The organism is Pseudomonas sp. 05T35 (assembly GCF_056396605.1).
Map to the genome: position 1 here is coordinate 1 of NZ_JBFTLU010000248.1, position 6,453 is coordinate 6,453.

General features: G+C 57.4%; 9 protein-coding genes and 1 pseudogene. 8 read left to right on the forward strand and 2 right to left on the reverse strand.

The genetic code is table 11. The annotated features are described in order from the left end of the window. Nucleotides 1–474: pseudogene (locus AC1DH9_RS18570) on the reverse strand (S24 family peptidase); the annotation flags it as partial. Nucleotides 475–853: 379 nt separating this feature from the next. Between AC1DH9_RS18570 and AC1DH9_RS18575 the strand changes: the two are divergent. The 8 genes from AC1DH9_RS18575 (at nt 854) to AC1DH9_RS18610 (ending at nt 5,753) form a co-directional block, all read left to right on the forward strand. Continuing rightward, complete coding sequence (locus AC1DH9_RS18575) at nt 854–1,075, forward strand: Cro/CI family transcriptional regulator (protein WP_477761287.1); 222 nt, start codon at nt 854–856, stop codon at nt 1,073–1,075. A gap of 160 nt (nt 1,076–1,235) precedes the next feature. Next, complete coding sequence (locus AC1DH9_RS18580; RefSeq protein WP_477761286.1) at nt 1,236–2,096, forward strand: phage antirepressor KilAC domain-containing protein; 861 nt, start codon at nt 1,236–1,238, stop codon at nt 2,094–2,096. Beyond that, nucleotides 2,093–2,425, forward strand: a complete 333-nt coding sequence (locus tag AC1DH9_RS18585; RefSeq protein WP_477751957.1) for a hypothetical protein — start codon at nt 2,093–2,095, stop codon at nt 2,423–2,425. Before AC1DH9_RS18580 ends, AC1DH9_RS18585 begins: the two co-directional genes overlap by 4 nt. Then, on the forward strand, nt 2,425–3,219 hold the full coding sequence (locus AC1DH9_RS18590; protein ID WP_477808554.1) for a Pyocin large subunit-like protein: 795 nt from the start codon (nt 2,425–2,427) through the stop codon (nt 3,217–3,219). Before AC1DH9_RS18585 ends, AC1DH9_RS18590 begins: the two co-directional genes overlap by 1 nt. Next, nucleotides 3,216–4,022, forward strand: a complete 807-nt coding sequence (locus AC1DH9_RS18595; protein WP_477751959.1) for a replication protein P — start codon at nt 3,216–3,218, stop codon at nt 4,020–4,022. Before AC1DH9_RS18590 ends, AC1DH9_RS18595 begins: the two co-directional genes overlap by 4 nt. Continuing rightward, nucleotides 4,015–4,482 carry a recombination protein NinB gene (locus AC1DH9_RS18600; RefSeq protein ID WP_477808555.1) on the forward strand — a complete coding sequence of 156 codons (468 nt, stop codon included), beginning with the start codon at nt 4,015–4,017 and terminating at the stop codon, nt 4,480–4,482. Before AC1DH9_RS18595 ends, AC1DH9_RS18600 begins: the two co-directional genes overlap by 8 nt. 33 nt (nt 4,483–4,515) lie before the next feature. Continuing rightward, the gene (locus AC1DH9_RS18605) at nt 4,516–5,079 is read left to right on the forward strand and encodes a recombination protein NinG (protein ID WP_477806117.1); all 564 of its coding nucleotides are present in this window, start codon (nt 4,516–4,518) and stop codon (nt 5,077–5,079) included. Further along, nucleotides 5,076–5,753, forward strand: a complete 678-nt coding sequence (locus AC1DH9_RS18610; protein ID WP_477751962.1) for a hypothetical protein — start codon at nt 5,076–5,078, stop codon at nt 5,751–5,753. The genes AC1DH9_RS18605 and AC1DH9_RS18610 overlap by 4 nt, the downstream gene beginning before the upstream one ends. A gap of 174 nt (nt 5,754–5,927) precedes the next feature. On the opposite strand, the gene AC1DH9_RS18615 is transcribed toward AC1DH9_RS18610, so the two are convergent. Then, on the reverse strand, nt 5,928–6,453 hold a 526-nt coding region (locus tag AC1DH9_RS18615; RefSeq protein WP_477808556.1), incomplete at its 5' end, for a DUF6998 domain-containing protein.

Below are 6,453 nucleotides of genomic sequence, written 5' to 3' on the forward strand. Positions count from 1 at the left end.
GGCGTACATCGCCCACCAGAACACATGCCCAAGGATGTGCATTTGCTCATCCTGCATTTGCTGGAAGGTGTAGTCCTCGTCGGGATGGTCGTCGCGGTTAAAGCTGCGCAGCCGAAGACCTGCCGGAAGGCGGTACAGCTGCTTAACCCTCAGCTGGCCATTATGGTTGAGCGCATACAAATCGCCGTCGATTACGTCGCTCAATCCGGTTTTGCCGAGGTTGACGCCAACAGTTGCGCCGTCGCGAAGCACCGGCAGCATGCTGTTTCCCCGGACGGTCACGCATTTGGCCTTGTCAAACTGAACGTTATTCTCGCGCAGATTCTTCTTTCGAAAGCGCAAGCTCTCGCCCCCGTCCTCTTCGATAGCGAAGCGGCCCGATCCGGCAGATAGTTCGACCTCACGCAAAAACGGGACCTCAACTTCGTCATCGCCAAGGGGCGTTTTTTCGTCCCATGGCCTGATGTCGGACAAGTGAATATCGACTCGCGCTTTGGGTTTCGGCTCGAGCTCAGCCCCGGGGGTCGTAAGAATATCGCCCATGCGATCGCTCAAGCCCCAGTGAGCCGGCTTCACAACGTCCGAGAAATACTCGATCAGCTCCATGAGCTTTGATTTGTCGATTCGCCCCKTCTTTACCCAGCCTTGGACAGACGGGCCCGCCACGCCGAAATCTTCGGCGAGCTTCTTCTTTGTAACGCCTTTGGCGACCCGAGCTTGCTCGATGGCTGCGCCTAATTCCGATCCTGTAAGCATTGCCTAATTAAGCCTATCCATTAGCCGAGTAGGCAATGGCTTGTTATAGATTAGCTAATGCCTTATATTTTGCGCATGACAAAACGGAGAAACCCCCATGACACCAGCAGAAGCGGTTCGAAAGGCAGCCGGTATTTTGGGCAGCCAAACAGCGCTAGCCAGCCGTCTTGATGTTCGAACTCCAACTGTTAGCCAGTGGTGTTCAGGAGATCGACCGGTTCCGGCAGCAAGAGCAATTCAGATTGAGACGTTCACAAATGGCGAGGTGAAGAGGGAGGAACTTTGCCCGTCATTCCCCTGGGCTGAGATGGCCGCCTGAAGCGAAACCCTGTCCGCCGATCCATGTAGCCAGTATCGGCCCTGCCGGCCTCCGCGGATAGAAACCCGAAGTCGCTGTTGATTCATCCAGTACTCAAATTCCAGACACAAAAAAGCCGACGGAGAGGTCGGCTGATTCGCAAAACTAGAGAGACCCGATTATGCAGAGCCAGCCCATTTCAAGCAATACCCCGATCCATGTCGCGACACGTTTTCAGAATTCGCAAAACGTGTCGCGTACTGAAATCGTCACCCTTATAGATGGCGAGGCCGTCACTACGACCCTGGCAATTGCTTCTGGCTGCAGCGTCGATCACGCAAGCGTTATCAAGCTTGTTCGCACGTATCAGGCTGATCTGGAAGAGTTCGGCTTGCTCGGATTTGAAATCCAGCCAAGACCAGCCGGCCAGCACGGCGGCGCAGATACTGAATTTGCCATTCTCAACGAGCAGCAGTCGACGCTCATCCTCACCTATATGCGCAACAGCCCGATTGTTCGTGAGTTCAAAAAGCGCCTCGTTAAGGAATTCTGGAGCCTGGTTCATGCCAAGCCAGCCTTCGACTATGCCGCCGCCCTAAACGATCCGCGCACCTTGCTTGTCTTGCTCACCGACAACGTGAAAAAAGTCGTAGCTCTGGAAGCGGACAACTCTGAGCTGTCCCACGAAAACCTGATGCTCGAGCAGAAGGTCGCCGCCGACGCGCCGAAGGTGGGTTTCTTCGATGCCGTGACTGTCACGCACGAAACCTACTCGGTGGCTGAAGCTGCAAAGCTGATCGGCACTGGGCAGAACCGCCTGATGGCGTTCTTGCGTCAACGCCGCTGGGTCACTATCCGCAAGAACGAACCCATGCAAGGCCCTATTGAATCCGGTTACCTGACCTCGAAGCTCAGTACTTTTGAACATCCGGAGAACGGCAAAACGACGGTGGTCACTCCTCGGGTGACCGGTAAGGGACTAACAAAACTTCAGGCTATGTGGTCTCGCCGCGAAGCCGATCTGCTGGGAGGTGCGCAGTGATCACCACCGAGCGCCTTCAGCTGTCTCTCCGCGTTGCCGATCGTGCGATGACTCATCAATCCGCTCTCGACGATCTTGCCGAAGCTCAGCGCCGTCTTGACCAAGGTTACGCCGACTTCTTCGAAGAGCATGGCCGCCCATTTGACGATCGCCGCCCAATCAACCCGGAGGTCGAAGAGTTCCTTCCGGTTATCGACGCGACTCGTCACCTCTACATCGCTCGCTGCAACGCCCGTCAAGCCGTCAACACAGCCAAGCGCAAGCTGAAGCTGGCCGTTCGTGCTGTCGAGCGTTATGACGTAGCCATCACCACACAGGAAGCCGCGTAATGGCTGGAGATTGGATAAAAATGCGCATCGACCTTCAGACCCATCCGAAAGTTTTCCGCATGGTGTCCGCATTGCAAGCGGACAGACTTCGGATCATCGGCGGACTGCACATCGCTTGGAGCATCTTTGACACCCATTGTGATGATGGCGTGTTGGTCGGTTACACCACAGATGCAATGGATGCGGTCATTGGCTGGCCAGGCTTCACGCAGGCCATGATTGACGTTGAGTGGGTGGCCCTCGATGACTGTGGAAGCCTTGTAATGCCTCGCTTTGACGAGCACAACGGCAAGAGTGCGAAGCGCCGCGCCAATGACAATGAGCGCAAGCGCAATACTCGCAATGGTGAGTCTGTCCGCAATATGTCCGCTAGTGATGCGGACAAAAAGCGGACCAGAGAAGAGAAGAGAAGAGAAGAGAAAGATCAAAAGCCTTTTGGCGATGATGCAGTCGATCCTGCGGAGCTGTTCGCACGGTTCTGGGCGCTGTATCCCCGCAAGGTGAGTAAGGACGCTGCGCGCAAGGCCTGGGACAAGCTTGATCTGTCCGTAGAACTTTTTGAGGCCATGRTCCAAGCCTTGGGCGCGCAGAGCCTCAGCGTCGACTGGACCAAGGACAACGGCCAATTCATCCCGCACGCCTCGACGTGGCTCAATGGCAAGCGCTGGGAAGACGAAGTGCCAGTGCCGGCCCCCGCGGGCAGCAATGTCCATCAGCTTCGGCCGCAGCGTCAGGCGAACGGCCCAGACTTTGATGACCAGACATGGGCGAATGACATCGGTGGCGGCCTATGAGCAACAAGCCTAAACGGCCAAGAAGCGCCGCGCAGTTGATGAGCATCGTCGGCGCCACCACGGACCTGAGGTCCGCCATTGCGGATTATCAGCCGGCACCCATGCCGGTCATGCCCAAGACTTTGCCGTCCGGCACCGTGGAAGTGGTCAACGCCCTGTTCAAGGAGTTGCAGGCGATTTTCCCGGCATGGAGGCAGGCTTGGCCCGACGACGACGCCCTGCGCGCAGCCAAACGCAGCTGGACCAAGGCCTTCATCGTTGCCGAGATCAACACCTTGGAGCAGATCCGGTACGGCCTGCAGAATTGCCGCCAGAGCGGGACGGACTTCGCGCCGAGTGTGGGCAAGTTCATCAAGTGGTGTTTGCCGACGCCGGCGATGATGGGCATTCCATCGCACGACAAGGCGTTTCGTGAAGCGCTGTTGAACCTGCACCCGGCTCGCCGCACTTCTCGCGAATGGTCGCATCCGGCCGTGCGTCACGCCGCACTGCAATGCGAGATGCACAACCTCGCGGACCTGGTATCGGAAAAGGCCAGCAAGGTGTTTGACCGTGCCTACGACATCACCATCCGCAGGCTGGTCGATGGGCTTCCGCTGGAGGACATCGCGATCGGCATTGGCCATGACAGCCAGAAATCGGAAGTTGAATTGGCCGAGGAGTTCGGTGCCCAGCGTCAGGTGCGACTGCTTGAAATTCAGGGGATTCCAACTTCAGGCGACGCAGCGCGCGTGCAGCTGCTGGCTCGATTGAACATCAAGCGTGAGACGCAGCGTGGCAGCAGGGAGTTAGCCCATGGGTAGCGTAATCCTTAAACCGCGCCACTTCTGGTCAGCCGGCTCAAACCGCATTCGTGAAGTGTTCAAGGTCGCGTATCTGTTCGCCACCGAGCTTTCCGCCGCCGGCGCCGTCGAGATCATCGTCCGGCCCGTGAAGTCCCGTCGCACGCTGGAACAGAACGCCAAGCTCTGGGCAATGCTCGGCGACATCTCGCGCCAGGTGGAGTGGCCGGTCAACGGCCTGATGCAGCGCCTGGACAGCGAGGACTGGAAAGCGCTGATGACGGCGGCGGCTCGTCAAGAAATCCGAATGGCCCAGGGCGTCAACGGATGGGTGGTGATGCTCGGTGTCAGCACCAAGCGCATGAGCGTCCAGGAGTTGGGCGACGTGATCGAGTGCATGTACGTCTTCGGCGCCGAGAAGGGCGTCACCTGGAGTGAGCCGAAAGGGCAGATGCCTGAACAGTGGGAGGCGGCCGCTTGATCAAGAAATCGGGTTTCGCTAAGTCCCCCGCGAGTGTTCCGAAAGAAGAAGTGCAAAAACGCCGAATGCCGGACCGAGTTTGTTCCGGTTAGAGAATTGCAGGCCGCTTGTGGCGTCCCGTGCGCCATTGCGATCACCAACGCCAACAAGGAGAAGGCCCGTAAATCACTGGCGCGCCAGGAGCGGGCAGAGATCCGCGAGAAGCGGGTAAAGCTCAAGAGCCGGGCGCAGTACCTAAAGGAAACGCAGGCCGTGTTCAACGAATGGGTGAGGGCGCGTGATGCAGCCCTGCCATGCGTGAGTTGCGGCCGGCATCACCAGGGTCAATGGCACGCCGGGCACTATCGCACTGTGGGAGCGAATCCCGAACTGCGCTTCGAGCCGCTGAACGTCTGGAAACAGTGCGCACCCTGCAATAACCACAAGTCCGGCGACATCGTGAATTACCGGATTGAGCTGGTTAAGCGCATCGGCACTGAGCGTGTTGAGTGGCTGGAGGGACCGCATGAGCCGAAGCGTTACACCATCGAAGAGTTGAAAACCATCAAGGCCAATTACCGGGCAAAGACCAGAGAACTGAAGAGGGAAGCAGCATGAGGCTGATCAACGCAAGACAGGTATGGACTGAGTCGCAGCACGAATCGAACGCGTCGATCAGCGCTGTGGCAATCGAGAAAGCGGAGTCGGCTCCAGTACAGAAGGGCAACCGCATGCGCCGCCATGAGGCCGTATTTGCCGCCCTGGGCGAGGACAAGGAGGAGCGCATCCAGATCGTTCGGCAGAAGATCAGCATCAGCGAGACCCGCCGCACGCCGATTGGTCGGTCCACCGCCCGCGCCGCGCACCTGGCCACCATCGGCAAGGTCTTGCGCGCCATCGACACGCTGCCGTTCCAGGTGCAGCAGTTCGGGCACTACCTCTACCACCCGGCAATGACCATGCGCCACGTCATGAACGCCGTTCTGCTGATCACCGCCCACGCCAAGTTGCCAGACCTCACTTCGGCAAAGCGCGTGAAGGCGCAGTACCTGGTGACCCTGGCCCTGCAATCGTACAAGGGTGAGGTCGTCGGGGCGGCGGAGTGGGGGCCGGCCCGGGTCGCCGCTGAGATGAAAACCTTCTTCGGCGTGACGATTGACCCAAAGAACTGGACGCGTGACTGGCTGGATCTGTGGGAATCCCTGAAAGAAGTCATCAAGGAAGTGGATATTCAGGCACAACAACCGGTATGGCAGGTGATACACGCGGAAAAAGAAGAAGAGGCGGCATAAATATATTGACATGACGGGGAATTGCGCGTACTTTTCCCATAGTGCGCAATTCACGCAACACGCACACGAATACCTGAACCCGGCCATCGAGCCGGGTTTCTTCTTTCATAGTCGCAGGGATCTTTCCTTGGGGGGTATTCCATTAAGCGGAACCGCTATGGAGGGCGTGGACGATCAAGCCGCTGGTGCGGCTCCGGCGGCCTCTGCGAGCAACGCGTGTGCATTGCTGAAAATGCTTAGCTTCGCACTAATGTCCTGAACGCCGCTGTCGGAAAGCAATGCTCCGCGAAGGTGCAAAATGTGTGCATTCACGTGCGATCTGTACGTGCTGTATTTCTTTACGATGGAGTGAGGTATCGATACGGCCTCAACTACTTCGTAAGATTCATTAAAAATCACTGCAACTAGCTCGTCAAAATCGCCTTTATCCAGATTGCGTATTGCGCCGAGCTGTCTGGAATTGTTGTTGTGGCTTACACGGCGTGCCTTTATTTGAATCTTTTTGCCTGTTCCGGACTCCGCGTCATGGCCTGCGGCTGAGTTTGAGGTCAGCTTCAAATCCAGAGCGGAAGCAACCAGCCACTCGGCATAGTCGCCGACAGGATTGTTCATTGTTCTCAGGATCCCACGACTTCTGAGTTCGCCAATTACTTCAGATTGAAGCTTGAGTAAATCTTTGGTTTGCAGGTGAGAGAGATTC

Coding starts and splice junctions, on each gene's coding strand:
- AC1DH9_RS18575 (WP_477761287.1), top strand. CDS start 854: ATGACACCAGCAGAAGCGGTTCGAAAGGCAGCCGGTATTTTGGGCAGC.
- AC1DH9_RS18580 (WP_477761286.1), top strand. CDS start 1,236: ATGCAGAGCCAGCCCATTTCAAGCAATACCCCGATCCATGTCGCGACA.
- AC1DH9_RS18595 (WP_477751959.1), top strand. CDS start 3,216: ATGAGCAACAAGCCTAAACGGCCAAGAAGCGCCGCGCAGTTGATGAGC.
- AC1DH9_RS18600 (WP_477808555.1), top strand. CDS start 4,015: ATGGGTAGCGTAATCCTTAAACCGCGCCACTTCTGGTCAGCCGGCTCA.
- AC1DH9_RS18610 (WP_477751962.1), top strand. CDS start 5,076: ATGAGGCTGATCAACGCAAGACAGGTATGGACTGAGTCGCAGCACGAA.